This is a genomic window from Acinetobacter sp. YH01020, assembly GCF_013420275.1.
Lineage (GTDB): Bacteria > Pseudomonadota > Gammaproteobacteria > Pseudomonadales > Moraxellaceae > Acinetobacter > Acinetobacter amyesii.
Map to the genome: position 1 here is coordinate 92,615 of NZ_VOYN01000004.1, position 15,092 is coordinate 107,706.

Here is a 15,092-nt window from a genome sequence, read left to right on the forward strand (position 1 = left end):
TGTTTTCCTTATCAATAAGTTCGACTACCTGCACCAGCAGGTTTTTTGCTGCTTCGACCCTTAATCAATGGCTGTAAGCCATAGCGAATACCATCCATATGATGGTTGTTGAGATCCAAAATATCCGGCAGTACATCACCTGCACGATTGACCTTGTATGAATACAACTTGAACTCTCTAGCTGTTTCAGGGCAATCAGGGTGAATAATGATTTGCTTGAATTTCTTCATATACGTCACACCGTCTTCTACAGATCCAGGCCATTTGTCTGCTGCCTTAATCTTGAAACCTTGGCGTTTCATATAGCTAATAGTTTCAGGTCGCGAATTATCAGCTCTGATTTCGTGAGTACGTACGCCCGGCACTTCATCAAAAAGATTTGGAAGATGATCAATCTCACAACCCACTTGATGAGCTTCATTACGTATATAGAGAATATCGTCATGAATAAAAATTCGGTTTAGTGTTGTTGGGTCTTGTGAGAACCCCCAATCGGAACCGTAGTACACTTCTGTCCAGTCAGCATCAGGTTCAAACTCATCAACCACATAACGACCAGAGAAGATAATGGCCTGGCTAAATTCAAGGTAAGCACCATGCCAAACATGCTCAAACATAGGCCATGCATTTTCATCACCTGCAGCCTGCATCCTAATTGCACGCTTACGATCTTCCTCGTATTCGTCCAACAGTGTTTGCGGAGCAAATGGGTTGTTGTTGATGTTTACTTCAATAACGATGGAGTCTTCAGGTGCAAACTCACCACGTAGAAAATCATCTATAGGGTCGTCTTTCGATTCGGGGTTCCATGTCGCCCAAATTTGTGACCCCTCAGCACGCATTGTTGGACGTAATAGTCTGAGGGATTTTGCTGAAAGCCTATTAGCTTCTTCAATCCAAGCTATCTTAAAACCCTCAAGGGATTTGATTGAATCAGCTGTGTGGTCTTGCATACCCTGAAAAAGAATTACTCCCTCACCACCCTTTCGCTTGATTAGGTCGCGTTGCACATCAAACAGATGTGATACGCCTAGAGCCTTAATCTTGTCCTCAATAAGCTGCTTACTTGAGTACTTAATCGATTTCTGAATCTCACGAATACATACAGCGCGAAGATCTTTATCAATGACGCATTCCTCTACCAGCTGCTCACCTACAAAATGTGACTTACCTGATCCACGCCCCCCATGAGCACCCTTATATCGTGCTGTCTTAAACCAAGGTTTTGACCAACGTGGAGTTTTGATTCTAAGCTCCACAGTGGAATCCTTCTAATCTATAAACTCTCGAATAACTTTGATTTCCAAGTCAGCACCATCTTTACCAGTGTGCTCCTGACGAATTGTCCTGCCATCAGTTTCTTGATGTGCAAGCTTTAATAACTTTTGTTTTGCGACTTTGTTCTTACCAGAGTCGTCATACATCTTTTGGATTTCTTTCAAGCGGTAGAACTTGTTCGCAATTGGAATATCGATTAATCCAGCATCAAAATCCTCACGGGTTTTCTCAAATAATTGGACGTATTTCTTGCTCAGGTTTTTCCCACGTCGCTTGGTTGGATTGTACAAAGCCACCTGAGATCGATCGAGAATCAGATCAAACTCTTGCTTCACAAGATCCGCGACTTCTTGAGGGGTGTCACGGCAAGCAAGAGACTGAATTATAAAAATTTTCACAGGCTCTTTAAGTGTTGCCATAAATTCCTCTTTGTGTCGCTACGTGTCGCAAGATAGGCAAAAAAAAGAGCCTTTCGGCTCAGTTAATCACACAGTTCCCACAGCACGCTGCAATGTTTGTCTCCGATACAAATGGAGCATTTTTAGCAATATCCAATAATCGCTGAACCGAACTATCAATTCCATGCTGACGTATTTCACCAAAGAAAACTTCAACATCATGGCCAGCTAAGTAATGCTTCGGTAAGCCAGTCGTATCGCTATAAATGATCTCACCATCTTCATCGCGCTCTACCCCAATGTGATATAGCTCGTGTTCTATCAAACGGCAGAATTCACGATCAGAGGTTTGCTCACAAAATGCAGCATCAATTGTGATTAAGTACTGAGGTACAAAGCCAAACCAGTCTCGCATTTGTTGTTCTTGACGAGCTTTCTTCCATCCACCTTGGTTAAACATCACTTTTTCACATTGACCGAGTACCATGCGCTTTTTAGTCATAGCCGCAGAAGATGCCCATGCAAATGCCAAAAACTCTTCATTATCGTGAATCAGCTCAGCGATATGATCATGGTCTGGGTTATGTAGTTGGCCACCCATAGTTAAGTAATTATCTTTCACCCAGGCCAGTAATTCTTGTGCTGGTGCAAGACGTATAGCGTCTTCTTCCTCAGCCTGATCCATAAGTTCAGTCGGCGGGAATGGTCTGATCTGTTCCATGTGATGCCTTTAATTGTCTTAACCAGGCCATTGCACGCCCCATATTGATATCTGCTAATTCAAACCTGTGAAATCGATATCCCATTTCTTCTGCATGCTCATAACGATCCATACTCCAAGCTTTTGAAGCAAGTTTGCCTTTTCGACCACCAGACCATGGACCTGTTGCTATTTCAATTAGCATACGATGTTCAATGAGGTGTAAGTCAAAACGCCAATGTTTCGTACTTTTGAAATGAAAGTACTCCTCATACTTCATTTCCATCCGGTCTAATATTTCTTTTAAGCGGCCAAATGCTTCTAAGTATTTTTCACTGTTTTTTGGTAATGACCTGGTGCGTAGTTTCTTTTTGGGAGGTATCTTTTTGGTTAGCGCTTTATATGCATCAGGTTCCATATTTCACCCATTAAAAAACCTCCCGAAGGAGGTTTGGATTAGAAATTTAACCAGTATTTATCATCAAATTAGTTTCTAAAAAATAAAGGATGAATTCTAAAATTTTTATTAAAATCAGTAATATCTAATTCCATTTTTTGATGATTTGAATAAATAATTATATCTTCAATTTTGTTTCGCCCAATAACTCCACATATGAACCAGATATTAAGAATATCGTTAAAATCTGACGCCATACACTTATTAATTACCTCATCATCATCTAAATTTTCTGATTTAAGCAATATCTCACATAGCTCTTCTTTTTTATTTAAAAGGACTTCATTGTTGATGGTATTGTTCTCAAATACCGATAAAGCATCGAGGTAGGTTCTTAGATTTGGATATAAGCTATACCATTCCGAACATAAAGCAGACTTTCGACTAGAATAAAAATTTTCTTCTGCTTCAAGGACAACGCTATAGTTCAACCTAGCTACATCACCAGAAACTTTTGACAAACAGATATTCACAAATTCAATCGCATCCCTTGGCCGTAGCATCGTTCGTTCTAAAATATATTCTTTCGCCTGTTTCCCAGCTACTGTAAATCCAAAAAGATCCTCAAAATTTACACCCTTATTCGTATATTGCCTTTCAATAATAAAACTAATTCGTTTATCAAGAAGATCTACAATTTCCTCTCTTCTCCACTCAACATGCGAGATTAAGGATACATCCTTTTCTTCTTGCCTTAATTTATTCTTATAGACCCCTTTCAAGATATCAGTACGAATAGATATTAAAACTTTAGTATTTTTAATATTAATTAATTCTCTAAAAGCATCTAACAAAGCATTAATAAAATCATATCTTATTGAGTTTTCGTTCAACCAAGATCGATCTAAATCATCAATACTAATTATATATTTTCTTCTTTTATCTCGATTACCATCAATTAACGCTTTAATTACTTGTTTTTGTTTTGTCAATAATTCTGTATTTACATATCTACTAGTTTGGGACTGTATTTTTTCAGTAAACTCAGCATTCTGTTTTCCGCCTACACTTGCCTTGATACTCGCAACATCTCCCCCAAAAGTTGCTGAAAGCTCACGCTGCATCTTATTTGTAATTTCCGATATAATATTATCATTAAAGAAATTATCGCCAAATGTCTCTACGTATTCAGTAGCTAATTTATTTTTTTCAAAAACTAATGCTTGTAAGGATTTAAGTAAATTATCTTTTGGAAAGCTTAATTCTATAACCTTAATTAGTAATACATGAAGCCATAAAGATTTATAGAAAATCCGTATATCAATATCATTTTCAATCAGTGAATTTATAAAAACATTATTTTTGATATGCTCAAAGATCATCGACTCAGCTTCAATTGACACAGACTTCATGTTAGTTAAGCTATTTATTTTTTTTAAAAGTGCCGTTTTTCCTGATCCTGTTCTACCCACAATAACCCTTTTCGTGAATGAAAAATCATCCTCATCGAAGCATGTTAAATCATTAAAAACTTGAGTTTCCCAGAAATAGTCTTCTAAAAAAATATCTCGCTCGGCATCGATGGTTCCTATTCCGCCCTTTAATACAAAATGGTCAGACATAACTACCTTTTTTAAATAATTTCTTTGCTCAATTTTAAGCCAGCTGGAAATACTTTGAAAGTGAAAATACTTTTCAAAGCCTGATTTCTTGAAAATCAGGCAATTCTGTCAAAATAAATACAGTTAAAGACTACATTTTGATCTCCTGATGATTCACATATAAATGGCATATGCACCAATAGAAAAGAAAAGCCCCATTAAAAAATGGGGCTCCAAAATTAGTTAGTACGTTCAAGTATTAAATGAAATTGATCATAGTCGCGATTTACCAAAACTCGCAACTCGATCACTTTAAACTCAATTTGATCATGCTCATGTTCTGAATAAACCACAATGACATCTCCGATATTAGGGAGATACGCATTTTTAAACCCCTCATACTCTTTAGTTAAGATTTCACAGTTTAGATCTTCCGTATTATCAACATAAGTTACGATTGTTTTCATAGGATAAACCCATTCAAAAAAAGAAATCATTCTAAACCATGTAGAAATAGTCTATTTTGCATTATTCCTAAAAAACAAAACCCCTAAACATCTAGAATGTGAGGGGCCTTATGTGCCGTAATACGTTCGGCAAATGCCACTGGAGTTGTGGCAAGGGTTACTTTGTTTTACCGCACTTTCTACATTCAACTTGAATAAAAATATCCGACTCATAGTCGTAATCGTGAATGCAGAACAATCGTTTTAAAAATTGGAGCATGTGGATCTCCTGAATATTGGTGGCGGTAATCAATTTAAAAACCACTAGAAATTAATAGGAACCACCATAGGTGCCCTGATATTGCTTACACAAAAACAGTTCTCAGGGCATTAAAAAGCCCACCGTTTGGTGAGCTTAATTTAGTCATGGTCAGAAACTGCGTAATACGACCAGTATAGTAAAACTATAGCTTAGATTCCGTTAAAATGGAAACTATTTATTATTTAACTCCATCCATTTTTCTAAAGCTTCTAGAATTTCAGTTAAGTTAAGCCATAAAGTACCTTTAGAATAATCAACTCCCGCCTTTATCCCCTCTTTAGCTCTATCTTCAAACCACTGATCATATAGGCGACCAATAACTGTAATATTTCTTGTTAAAGAATCCCATAGTGCACCATGTTCAGGAGAAATTTCATTGGCAGCAATACTTAAAAATTTGAATAAATCATAACTTTCACTACATATTTCAAAAAAGCATTTTTCCCCCATGCTTCCATAAATTTTCTTACTATCTAGAAGTTCTTTTATATGCTTAATTGCTGATAGATCATTAATATTCAATTCTCGGCAATTAATATAATGCTTATCGTGATGAAAAGGGTTGCCTTTGAAGGATTCTAATATTAAATAAAGAGCCCTATTTAGTCTCCCAATCTTTTGATTAATTAACTTTCTACTCGGCAAGTAGTTGTTAAATGTCCAAAAAATCGTGCTAACTAGGATTCCTATACTTAAATCCTTCAAAAGGCTATTTCCTATTTCTAATTTTAGAAACAAGCTTTCAATACATGATCCATTTAGAAAATCAATTAGAGGATCATCACTTGTCTTTACATATAAAAATAAAGCAAATGTACAAAGAATAATTACTAGAATTAATTGCCGATCAATAATGTCTTTTCTCATATAAATTATCGATTTAAATAAAATCCAATCCTACAGGATTTCTAACTATTAATCGCATTGTAAGTATTTTTTTTATACACTTTAATTGCATTTGATGCTTCATCAATCGCAGACTCAAGCGCCAAACACATCAGGTTTTCGTATGGCTTCCACGTCTTACGATAAAGTTCGGCTTGCATCTGCATCGAATTAATACCCGCATAATACAATCGTCCCTGTGCTGTAAAATTCCCCTCAAGCTCAGGATTTAATGAAAAGTCAATTACCATACGTGCAACCAAGTATGCCAAATGATTCATGGTGATATGCTCAGGCTCGCGCTTTTTATCATCCTTAGCATTGACCAACATAATTTTAACCAAGTGATTACGCACATACTCATAATCACTTTCACACTTCCCATCAAAGACAATAAGCGCTGTAACTGACTTTGCAAGCTGCGTCTCCATACTCGCAATCGCACCCAAACGATCTTCATAATTCAATGGCTTCTCCCCAGTGCCATGTGCCTGCGGTTCAAAGTTTGGTGACTTCGCTGTAATACCTTTAGTCAACCATTCAAACGGTTCAAATTTTTCTGCTACTGCATTCATCCCTATCCCCTCTTAAACTTAATTTAATCTTTCAACCCAATTGATAGGCTCATAGGTGATTGGCAAACCTCTACGACAAAGCAAGTCTTCTACCGTGTCACACACATGTACCCAATTTTGGTTCATATCCATCATCAATATTTTTCCAGCGTACTCTTTGAAGTAAAAAGCCCCACCAACCCACTCAGGTGCTGGAGCAAAGAATTCTGTTCCTGCTGGCGCATTGGCCTTGATTAAATTCAAATCCATCACTTCATTCCCCAAATCAGCATTCCCGCATCTCGTTGCTCTTGATTCGTTCTGCCTTGCCAGCCCGTAATTCGATTAAAATCTTCTGCCTTCAACTTTGTACGCGTCGGCTTTACCAGTACCACCACTAAACCGCACGATTTCGCCATTTCAGCCAGTAATTTACCTGTCGCATGGTTTTCCCCTACATTCTTGGCAATTCGCTCTCCGACGCTCTTATGCTGTCCTATACGACTATGAAAATTAGACTTCTTATTTTCCCACCCTGCTTCAATCACAACTTTCTTAATCTGATCTTGCTGACTGCGAAATAAATCTACAGTTTCAGAAAATGTTAAATTTTTAAGTTCCAGTGAATGCCCTAAGACAGCCACCCCTGATTTTTCTAGGTCTGGATCAATGCCGATAATCAAGATTCACCTCTCTCAATCACCTTTGTAGTCGGACTAATGTGGTTCTTGATGTCACTTACATAGTCAGTACGGTCGTGGTCTGCGATGGCAGCGCGAATTGAATCTAAGCGAATAAACTTAACCCCTTGCTTGACCATATCTTGAAAATAAAAATGACCTTCGTTGTGGCAGCATATAACCTCATCCGTATCAACTCGGTAGTGACTACCCCAACTCACACGATTGGAAATTTCCCGCATTTGTTCGATTGTTAAGTTCATGCCGCTACTCCCTTCTCTCTCAGCACCTTTGCCTGTTTGAAATACAAATAATCCTCAACATTGTTAAATGCCGTCTCTACACGCAACAACGCATCACTACGCACACGCTCAAAACCTTCTGGCGCTTCTTGCTCCAAGATTGCGCCCAGTTCTTCGCTAATACCCTTCCATCGTGTTTTAAGCCCATGCCCACGATCCACAGTTGAATCACAACCAAAACGAAACTGCTCAAAGCTCATTTTTGGCATCTGAAACTGGGTCGGCACTGTCAGCACTTCATCTTTTTCAACTGAGTAATAATGCGAATCCACACCAAAAAACCACTCTTGCTCAAGTGGAATTAACAGGTTTTTAAGACAAATAATCAGATCACCGTGATATACGTCATAAACCACATGCTTTGGTGTCAACTCCTTATCAGCAAAATCGTTTTCTTCACGCCACGCATCAATGTTGTCATTCACTTCATCGATATTGAATGACATCTCAAGCGTATGAAGTTGCTGTGACTGCGACTTGTACAGATTCGCCATCTTGTTCGGGTTATATTTCTTATTGCGCTTTTTCATCCCTTCACTCCAAATAACTGCTTTGCTTTTTCAGTAGCGCTATAGGTCCACACAGTTACGCGCTCCACATAACCAACACTCATGAGATCCAATAAATAGGTTCTAATTGAGGAATTTGACGCATCGATTCCATTTTTTTGCAGATCTGAGATTGAGAAGCGAGCTGAGGAATGCACAGCAAAACTTAAAACCATTAATCGCTTATCAAATTGCTCAGCTCTCATTGTTGTTTCATGTAATTTCTGAATTTTTGAATCAATTTTTTGACTGAATTGAGAACTCACACCCCACCTCCTAACACCGCGCCAAATTCACCAATCAACCCAAGCTGTTCCTTACACCACATTTTTCGAAATTCTTTTTCTTTTTGGCTTACTTGCGTCACAGCCAAATTTTCAAACATCGCTCTACCAGCAGACTTTGCCCGAAGCATGTTATTTGGATCGCAATTCAATTCAGGACTAAGCGCCGCATTACTGAACTGTGATAAATACTCAAGTCTGGTCATGCTGCAATCTCCGCCAGATATTCGTTACGACCTTTTGTTAGACATAGATCGCAAGTACACCCGAATGAATATGCTTCCGAAGTTCCATGCTCACGACGTTTCTCAAGCATCGGCAGACCCTCAAGTTCATCAAGCGCAGCTTCTTTGTTGAGCTTGATGTACCCCATTTGATAACCACGCATGAAGGCCTTACAGATTTCACAACGACATCCGCGATAGGTGTATGCGTTTGACGTCCCGTGTTCTAATGGTTTTGGGTAGACAAATTTCGGCTTCTGTAGTCGAGCTTTTTCATACTCAACAATGGCTTTTCTGCAATCATCACAGCGGCACTTGTAGTGCTTATAGCTGCTTATAGTTCCATGCTTCACACCCCACCTCCTACACGTTGATCCGCCCAATTACATTCCACAATCACCAGGCCATCATGCTGAAAACGAGACCATAAACGGTCACCCAAATCCTTTTGCAACTCAGCCATCGTCATGTTGGAAATCAACATGGTTGGCTTAGCAGCGTCATAACGCGCATATAAAACTTTATGTACAAGCTGCAAACGATTTTCATGACGGTCATGCAAGCCGTACTCATCAAGAATTAACAGGTCATATTCAGTGAAGCGGTGAATTGCGTTTGATTCATTGTCATCTGCTTTTTTCCAAGCATTCGCAATCTCATTACCCATATCTTCTGAAGTGATGTAACGAGCATATTTGCGTGATTCCAAGATGTTCCGAGCTACAGCGCATGCCAGATGTGTTTTGCCTGTGCCAGTACGACCAACCATGATCAGATTGCGGTTAACGCCTTGCTTGAAGTCCTTTGTGAATGCTGTGCAGTGTTGCTTGGCGTTCTGCTGACCAATGTTTTTTACGATGTAATCTTTGAAGCCGCTATTCGCATGACGAGCTGGTAACTTAGCCCCCTCAAAATGCTTTTCACGAACCATGCGATTTACTTCGACCTCGTGATCCTTGTGAGCTTTGCTTAAAATCTCTGAAGCACATTGCTTGCAAATTGCTGTTTGCCCAACTCGAACTTTTTGAACCTTGTGAGCTTCACAGAACTCCGTGCTCATTTGGATTTTTGTATTCAGGATTGATGCGTTCATACCAAATCCTCCAATTCAACGTTGTCACTGGCAGGTGCATACTGCTGAACTTCACCCCATGCATCGTTTACGTTGCGAGAGTTTTGTTTTTCAGGAATACGACCTGTAGATTTTTTAGCTTCACGCTCGGCCTTAGCCAGTTGCTTTTCAAATTCCTGAAAAATCCACTGTGCAAACTTCCGAAGTTTTTGGTTATCAGTGAGCTGGTGATTGTTTTCATGGTGAGTATTAAAATTCCCAAGATGGAATTGAAAATCTTCCATGCTTAGGATTTCAGAAACTCGTTGAGAATATTTTGTGGTTCTCAAGGCAATCGCCAGTTGTTCAAGATCTGGTTTCCAATGATCGCTTTCTGAAAAATCTGCTTGCGCGTTTGTGTGTGTATTATCTTGGTTTATGGTTAATGGTTCTTGGTTCTTGGTTAAGGTTTCTTGTGGGATGCCAAAATTAACCGACTGGGTTTCTTTATCATTTATTTGAAAACCGTTTGGGTTTTCTTTGGCTTGCTTTTTAGGTCTGCCACCATTCCCACCATTCTTGCGATTGGTTTCTGCTTTAGCGTGATACGCTTTTACTTCGCTTTCACAACGGTTATGAACCCAACCGTTTTCGGTTTCCACAAAGAACTCAATAAGAATGTCGCGTACTGCATTCTTTTCATCTTCAGTACGTGCTAACGCCATACGAAAAAGCTCACGCTCATTAAGCGGTAAAGGTTTTTCGTTCAGGTAATATGTATCTAACAACCAATTGTAGACACCATGTTCGAGCAAACTTAAATGAGCTGTAGCTGAGCGATAGTCACCAATATTCTTTTTGTAGTAGTGCATTAGGCAGCATCTCCATGATGGCAGCAGTGATTACACACCTCAAAATCATACGGGTTGTGCTGCCAATTGATTTTTCCGCACTCAGGGCAGTTAAAACGTGTCTTTGGATTTAGGCTCTTGCGCTTAGCTTTTTTTAAATGTTCTGGAGTTTTTAATCCCGCTCCTTGAACCATCGTTCGCTTATCTACTTTTCTAAAATCAAAAGTTCTACGTTTGGATTTGTTTGCTAGATCAAAGGGAATTACAACAAATTTGGAGCTTAATTTTTTTGCCTTATCCATACCCATTACATAGGCTTGATCAAAGTCAGTTGATGTATTTTGATTCTCTGAAATCAACCAATAGACATCATTTCCATCCCAAATACCTTTTTCAAAAGCCACATAGGTATTGTGAATATCGGTGAATGGTTGAGTTTCTTTTGGGATATATTGGCAATCTACTTTCCATACAGCTAACGCATCAACATGATCTGCTGAAATTGGTAGGTCATATTCACGAGCATGATTAAATTCCCATTGCGCTTCCTCTAGGGTGCATTCATGAGCTTGATCAATGTCAGTGTGATAACCCTTAAATTCTTTACGTTGAAAGCTGACATTTGAGCCAACGTTGTCGCGGAAGCATGCTAGATAAAATCGGTTTTTCATTCCCCATCCTCTCCAAATACTTCCAAAAACGCCTCATCGATCACTTGACCAATAGTCACTTCAGGTTGCTGCACCAAACAGTTTTTGCACTGCTCTTCTTTAAATTCCGTGCACTTGTCGGCGCATTGGTGTTGTGTTAAATTTGTTCGCATATTCAATTCCCTATAAAGTTTTGAATTACTAAAAGCCTGAGATCTGACCTCAGGCTTTTTCTATTTCTAAATTTGATGTGTATTTTTTCATTTGCTTAAGCGCAGCCTGATCTACTGCTGCAATCAATTCTGTTAAGCCCTGCGTTAACTGGTGAATTTCTTCATATTCCGCAGGTGTAATAACGCCATCTTCATAAGCCTCATACACAACATGGTTTGCTTTGCCGTTCTTAATGTTGTGCTGCATCATTGCTTCAAAAATGGATAACTCATGATGTTTGCTTGAATCACAACTGACTGGCACAAGCGCATAACCCAACTGATGTGCCCATACGCGTAAAATTTCAGGATTTTGCGTATACATCATGATGGTCTCGAGCTTTTTTAAACTCGGTAAATGGTTTGGCATGCCTACGTTTCCGTAGTTGCAAATCGTGTTATGTGAATCGCCAGTAACTTGAGCGATTTCTTTTGGTGAAATCCCCTTAGTCTGATTAATCATTTTAAAAATTGCCGTCTGCGCTTCACGGCTTAGTGTTATTTCTTGCATTGTGAAATCCTTGTTTTATTTCACGTTTATTTAAAACATTGACCGAGTGATAATTGGTTAAACCGAAAGCTTGTTGAATTCCTTAAGCGCAGGACAAAGATCCGATGCTTTGAATTTTCCATCTGTACTTTTTTCAGCACGCAAAGCCACGCGCTCAGACATTTTTTTGGTGCCGCGTACCCAACCAGACACAGCTGGCTGCTTTACCAGCAAAGCCTCGGCAGTGCATTCTTGGCTACCGAAATGTTCAACAAGTGATTGGTAGAGCTTTGTTTGGCTCTGGATCATGGTTATATCTCCATTAATTTATAACCATATTATAACTATAGTTATCATGCGTCAATAACTATAGTTGTTTGAATAAATATAACCAAGGTTATATATTTATTTTTAGAAATGAGAGTATTGATTTATGTCACTTAAAGATCGCCTGAAAGACTCCCGCCGCAAGGCTGGTAAAACCCAAGCTGAGGTTGCTGAGGCTGTGGGAATGAGTCAACCTGCCTATCAAGCACTTGAGTCTGGCAAAAATCAAAAATCAGCTTATCTACCTTTGATTGCCCAATTTTTTAGCGTAGATCCATTGTGGCTTTCGACTGGCGACTCGCCTGATGCATTTGATGCTAATGAGGTCAAAGCACCAATTGTTGTTACTGATGATCTCCGTGATCAATTCGTTTGGATTGATGTGGTAGAGGCTAATTTTTCATGTGGTACCGGCGAATCAATAGAATTTCATTTTGATGCTATCAATGGAAAAATTCCTTTTCCCCCATCATTTCTAAAAGATCGAAACGTTACAGAAAAAACCATGAAAATTATTAAAGCCAAAGGTGATAGCATGGCTGACTTTATTAAAGATGGTGATTTGGTAGGAATTAATTTGCAGCAAACCGACGTTATTGATGGTGAAATTTATGCGGTTTATTTAGCTGGTGAAGGTATGATCAAGCAGGTTTTTAAAGAAGCTGATGGTTCATTAGTTCTTCACAGCCTTAATGATAAATATAGAGATAAAGTCGTAACAGAAGAAAACGGCAAAAATTTTAAAGTTATTGGTCGTCAATTTTGGCGAGCTGGTTAATTGCATAAATATAGAGGGTTTCAGCTATGAAGTACGCTTTGCTTGGTCTAATTTCTGTTGTGGTAATCGCGTTCTATGCTATGAATCAGAGCAATAAGGCTGATGCAGAGCGGCTAAAACAGGCTGAAATGGCTCATCAGCAGAAGCTTGAGCAAGACAAGGCTAATGAAGAGAGATTGGCAAATGAAGCAAAACAGCGCGAGATTAATGCAAAAGCTATTAGAGTAGAAAAAGACCAAGCTCAAAATAAAGCTATTGCTGCCGAATTTGAAAAAAAACATCAGGTTGAACCAATTATAATTGCTGAAAATAAACCAGAGCCTATTCCAGAATGGCAAATTCAAAAAGCTGAACGAGAGAAAAAAGAGCTTTGTAGTGCATCAATGAGACTAGCAAAAACCATTATGGGAAAACGTCAAAATGGTGCAAATATAGAGGAGATGATGGAGGCTAATCAGAGTCCCAATAAGGCAACACAAAGGATCGCTCAAGACATGATCATCTCAGCTTATGAGCACCCTGCATACTCTTCAGAAAGTGTTAAAAATAAGGTTATTAGCAGTTTCGCAAATGATGCGTATTTAGCTTGTATAAAAGCCTCATAGGTAAATAAATACAACAACTAGAGCTATAAAGCTAACAATGCCAAATGCTATTGATGTAATTAACAAAGCCTTGATAGTCTTTGCATCCTTGTTGCTTATCATTTCAATTTTCCTGTATTTATATTGTGTGATGTTGTTGCAACATGCATTGAATCACAAGATCAACTGGACGCGAACCTTATGCAGTACATATTTCAGATCAGGACGGATCAATCTGATTTATCTCCTGCTGATAAGAAGAAATTGCATGATGTGCTTCAAGAGCTGCCTGCCGAGAATATAAAACACCTGTCAACGAAAATTGTGGATGTGGGTTGGGATGGTCTAGGTTCTCTAATGAACTTAATTCAAAGCAGCCTTTTTTAGCGATATTTTTAAATTTTAGATACCCCATCGGTTTTGTATAGTCGCCGACCGGAACGAAAAATTCAGGCACATCTTCTTTTATGTGCTCAAGATAAATCTGTGTTGAATTTGAATGAAGTCTATTTTCTATTAAAACAAGAGTTTCTAATTTCATAAAAATACCTTAACTGCGAACCCGACGCAGTCCTTTAGAACAGATCGGGTGGAGAGAAAAATGGTTGATAAAACTGAAATCAGCAAACCAATTGAAATCAAAGACAACTCTATAGAGAGGGTTGCCTTTGATTTAATGGATAGAATCGCCTATCTAGAAAATGCTACTGGTGAGGGTTATCTAAAACCCAACTCTAGAGAGTATTTCTTAAAACTCTATAATCAATGCCATAAAGTTGTTAATCGCACTAGTGTAGATATTGATAAACTTCTAGAGGAATAATTAATTCTTTTCCTTAAAAAGCTCTTTCTCAATTTTATTGATATTAAAGATAATTGCATCAGCATCTTTAATACCAGACTGAATAAACTCAATCACAAGTTTTAGTTTTTCATTATGATCTAGCATAGTGAGACTCCATACAACCCACCCCTGCGGTGGGTTTTCTTTTTTAAAAAATCCATATTTTCCCTGATATTATGAAGTTGAGACTCTGCACCAACATTGTTCTCAAACATCCCTAAATACCGGAGAAAATATGAAACCTGAAATTATAGAAGCCCTAGCGTTAGAGCTTACTAAGTCAAAACTTATCAATAAGGACACCACTGCATCTGATTGGGTTGAGACTTACAAAGCATCACTTTCTGAAATTGAAGATGAATGTAATAAAGGTAGAACCTATCAGAAACCTGTTGCTAGTGGGTCACGCACGTTCTAGTTATCAGTCTTAGCAATCACAAAGCTGCCATTCTTTTGCGAGAAATCCAAAAGAATGGTTTTTAATTCTTTCGCATGCTTGAGTGGCACTTCAATTGTCACAGTAGCAACCTGACCACCAAACACAACCAGCTCAGCTGCACTCACCTGCCCCTCCAAATCTTCAGCCTTAACACCATTCAGCAATAGTTTTTCTACTAACTGCTTACGCCACTCGTGCATCTCGTTTCCTAAACTCATCTTCTCGCCTTCGATAGTGGGTTTTCTTT

The 15,092-nt window shown here is 38.6% G+C and carries 28 protein-coding genes; 4 read left to right on the forward strand and 24 right to left on the reverse strand.

Annotated features, from left to right (window positions below):
- Positions 1 to 11 precede the first annotated feature (11 nt).
- The 21 genes from FTT85_RS03015 to FTT85_RS03115 all read right to left on the reverse strand — a co-directional run bounded on the left by FTT85_RS03015 (position 12) and on the right by FTT85_RS03115 (position 12,182).
- Complete coding sequence (locus FTT85_RS03015) at positions 12 to 1,259, reverse strand: PBSX family phage terminase large subunit (RefSeq protein ID WP_180084061.1); 1,248 nt, start codon at positions 1,257 to 1,259, stop codon at positions 12 to 14.
- Between the two features lie 12 nt (positions 1,260 to 1,271).
- Entirely contained in the window at positions 1,272 to 1,697 is a 426-nt protein-coding gene (locus FTT85_RS03020) for a DUF2280 domain-containing protein (protein WP_180182816.1), read from the reverse strand.
- Positions 1,698 to 1,755: 58 nt separating this feature from the next.
- Positions 1,756 to 2,397, reverse strand: a complete 642-nt coding sequence (locus FTT85_RS03025) for a putative metallopeptidase (protein WP_180182817.1) — start codon at positions 2,395 to 2,397, stop codon at positions 1,756 to 1,758.
- Complete coding sequence (locus tag FTT85_RS03030) at positions 2,366 to 2,794, reverse strand: hypothetical protein (protein WP_180182818.1); 429 nt, start codon at positions 2,792 to 2,794, stop codon at positions 2,366 to 2,368. Before FTT85_RS03030 ends, FTT85_RS03025 begins: the two co-directional genes overlap by 32 nt.
- 68 nt (positions 2,795 to 2,862) lie before the next feature.
- Positions 2,863 to 4,395, reverse strand: coding sequence for a P-loop ATPase, Sll1717 family (locus FTT85_RS03035; protein ID WP_180182819.1), 1,533 nt, complete (start codon positions 4,393 to 4,395; stop codon positions 2,863 to 2,865).
- Positions 4,396 to 4,613: 218 nt separating this feature from the next.
- Positions 4,614 to 4,841, reverse strand: coding sequence for a hypothetical protein (locus FTT85_RS03040; protein WP_180182820.1), 228 nt, complete (start codon positions 4,839 to 4,841; stop codon positions 4,614 to 4,616).
- Between the two features lie 472 nt (positions 4,842 to 5,313).
- Complete coding sequence (locus FTT85_RS03045; protein ID WP_180182821.1) at positions 5,314 to 6,009, reverse strand: hypothetical protein; 696 nt, start codon at positions 6,007 to 6,009, stop codon at positions 5,314 to 5,316.
- Positions 6,010 to 6,050: 41 nt separating this feature from the next.
- On the reverse strand, positions 6,051 to 6,602 hold the full coding sequence (locus tag FTT85_RS03050) for a hypothetical protein (protein WP_180182822.1): 552 nt from the start codon (positions 6,600 to 6,602) through the stop codon (positions 6,051 to 6,053).
- Between the two features lie 18 nt (positions 6,603 to 6,620).
- A complete protein-coding gene (locus FTT85_RS03055; protein WP_180182823.1) occupies positions 6,621 to 6,851 on the reverse strand; it encodes a hypothetical protein in 231 nt (76 codons plus the stop codon).
- A complete protein-coding gene (locus FTT85_RS03060) occupies positions 6,851 to 7,267 on the reverse strand; it encodes a hypothetical protein (RefSeq protein WP_180182852.1) in 417 nt (138 codons plus the stop codon). The genes FTT85_RS03055 and FTT85_RS03060 overlap by 1 nt, the downstream gene beginning before the upstream one ends.
- Positions 7,261 to 7,524 carry a hypothetical protein gene (locus tag FTT85_RS03065; RefSeq protein WP_180182824.1) on the reverse strand — a complete coding sequence of 88 codons (264 nt, stop codon included), beginning with the start codon at positions 7,522 to 7,524 and terminating at the stop codon, positions 7,261 to 7,263. The genes FTT85_RS03060 and FTT85_RS03065 overlap by 7 nt, the downstream gene beginning before the upstream one ends.
- The gene (locus FTT85_RS03070; RefSeq protein WP_180182825.1) at positions 7,521 to 8,093 is read right to left on the reverse strand and encodes a hypothetical protein; all 573 of its coding nucleotides are present in this window, start codon (positions 8,091 to 8,093) and stop codon (positions 7,521 to 7,523) included. Before FTT85_RS03070 ends, FTT85_RS03065 begins: the two co-directional genes overlap by 4 nt.
- A complete protein-coding gene (locus FTT85_RS03075) occupies positions 8,090 to 8,377 on the reverse strand; it encodes a hypothetical protein (protein WP_180182826.1) in 288 nt (95 codons plus the stop codon). Before FTT85_RS03075 ends, FTT85_RS03070 begins: the two co-directional genes overlap by 4 nt.
- Positions 8,374 to 8,601, reverse strand: coding sequence for a hypothetical protein (locus FTT85_RS03080; RefSeq protein WP_180182827.1), 228 nt, complete (start codon positions 8,599 to 8,601; stop codon positions 8,374 to 8,376). Before FTT85_RS03080 ends, FTT85_RS03075 begins: the two co-directional genes overlap by 4 nt.
- Positions 8,598 to 8,972: a hypothetical protein gene (locus FTT85_RS03085; RefSeq protein WP_257232065.1), complete on the reverse strand. Its 375-nt coding sequence runs from the start codon at positions 8,970 to 8,972 to the stop codon at positions 8,598 to 8,600. The genes FTT85_RS03080 and FTT85_RS03085 overlap by 4 nt, the downstream gene beginning before the upstream one ends.
- On the reverse strand, positions 8,969 to 9,712 hold the full coding sequence (locus tag FTT85_RS03090; RefSeq protein WP_180182829.1) for an ATP-binding protein: 744 nt from the start codon (positions 9,710 to 9,712) through the stop codon (positions 8,969 to 8,971). The genes FTT85_RS03085 and FTT85_RS03090 overlap by 4 nt, the downstream gene beginning before the upstream one ends.
- On the reverse strand, positions 9,709 to 10,542 hold the full coding sequence (locus tag FTT85_RS03095; RefSeq protein ID WP_180182830.1) for a YdaU family protein: 834 nt from the start codon (positions 10,540 to 10,542) through the stop codon (positions 9,709 to 9,711). The genes FTT85_RS03090 and FTT85_RS03095 overlap by 4 nt, the downstream gene beginning before the upstream one ends.
- Positions 10,542 to 11,192 carry a hypothetical protein gene (locus FTT85_RS03100; protein ID WP_180113331.1) on the reverse strand — a complete coding sequence of 217 codons (651 nt, stop codon included), beginning with the start codon at positions 11,190 to 11,192 and terminating at the stop codon, positions 10,542 to 10,544. Before FTT85_RS03100 ends, FTT85_RS03095 begins: the two co-directional genes overlap by 1 nt.
- Entirely contained in the window at positions 11,189 to 11,344 is a 156-nt protein-coding gene (locus tag FTT85_RS03105; RefSeq protein ID WP_180182831.1) for a hypothetical protein, read from the reverse strand. The genes FTT85_RS03100 and FTT85_RS03105 overlap by 4 nt, the downstream gene beginning before the upstream one ends.
- Positions 11,345 to 11,393: 49 nt before the next feature.
- Complete coding sequence (locus tag FTT85_RS03110; RefSeq protein ID WP_180113400.1) at positions 11,394 to 11,894, reverse strand: phage regulatory CII family protein; 501 nt, start codon at positions 11,892 to 11,894, stop codon at positions 11,394 to 11,396.
- A gap of 57 nt (positions 11,895 to 11,951) precedes the next feature.
- A complete protein-coding gene (locus tag FTT85_RS03115; protein ID WP_180102179.1) occupies positions 11,952 to 12,182 on the reverse strand; it encodes a YdaS family helix-turn-helix protein in 231 nt (76 codons plus the stop codon).
- A 124-nt stretch (positions 12,183 to 12,306) separates the two neighbouring features.
- Between FTT85_RS03115 and FTT85_RS03120 the strand changes: the two genes are divergently transcribed.
- Both FTT85_RS03120 and FTT85_RS03125 read left to right on the forward strand, forming a co-directional pair.
- The gene (locus FTT85_RS03120; RefSeq protein WP_180182832.1) at positions 12,307 to 12,978 is read left to right on the forward strand and encodes a S24 family peptidase; all 672 of its coding nucleotides are present in this window, start codon (positions 12,307 to 12,309) and stop codon (positions 12,976 to 12,978) included.
- A 26-nt stretch (positions 12,979 to 13,004) separates the two neighbouring features.
- Complete coding sequence (locus FTT85_RS03125; RefSeq protein ID WP_180182833.1) at positions 13,005 to 13,583, forward strand: hypothetical protein; 579 nt, start codon at positions 13,005 to 13,007, stop codon at positions 13,581 to 13,583.
- Between the two features lie 199 nt (positions 13,584 to 13,782).
- Here the strand turns inward: FTT85_RS03125 and FTT85_RS03130 are convergent, their stop codons facing one another.
- Positions 13,783 to 14,103: a hypothetical protein gene (locus tag FTT85_RS03130; RefSeq protein WP_180182834.1), complete on the reverse strand. Its 321-nt coding sequence runs from the start codon at positions 14,101 to 14,103 to the stop codon at positions 13,783 to 13,785.
- A 60-nt stretch (positions 14,104 to 14,163) separates the two neighbouring features.
- Here FTT85_RS03130 and FTT85_RS03135 point away from each other — a divergent pair, with 60 nt between their 5' ends.
- On the forward strand, positions 14,164 to 14,385 hold the full coding sequence (locus FTT85_RS03135; protein WP_180182835.1) for a hypothetical protein: 222 nt from the start codon (positions 14,164 to 14,166) through the stop codon (positions 14,383 to 14,385).
- Here the strand turns inward: FTT85_RS03135 and FTT85_RS18655 are convergent, their stop codons facing one another.
- Positions 14,386 to 14,511 (reverse strand): hypothetical protein, encoded by a 126-nt coding sequence (locus tag FTT85_RS18655; protein WP_257232066.1) that lies wholly within the window; start codon positions 14,509 to 14,511, stop codon positions 14,386 to 14,388.
- Between the two features lie 130 nt (positions 14,512 to 14,641).
- Here FTT85_RS18655 and FTT85_RS03140 point away from each other — a divergent pair, with 130 nt between their 5' ends.
- Positions 14,642 to 14,824, forward strand: coding sequence for a hypothetical protein (locus FTT85_RS03140; RefSeq protein WP_180182836.1), 183 nt, complete (start codon positions 14,642 to 14,644; stop codon positions 14,822 to 14,824).
- Here the strand turns inward: FTT85_RS03140 and FTT85_RS03145 are convergent.
- Positions 14,821 to 15,063 (reverse strand): hypothetical protein, encoded by a 243-nt coding sequence (locus FTT85_RS03145; protein WP_180182837.1) that lies wholly within the window; start codon positions 15,061 to 15,063, stop codon positions 14,821 to 14,823. The genes FTT85_RS03140 and FTT85_RS03145 overlap by 4 nt on opposite strands.
- Between the last annotated feature and the right edge of the window lie 29 nt (positions 15,064 to 15,092).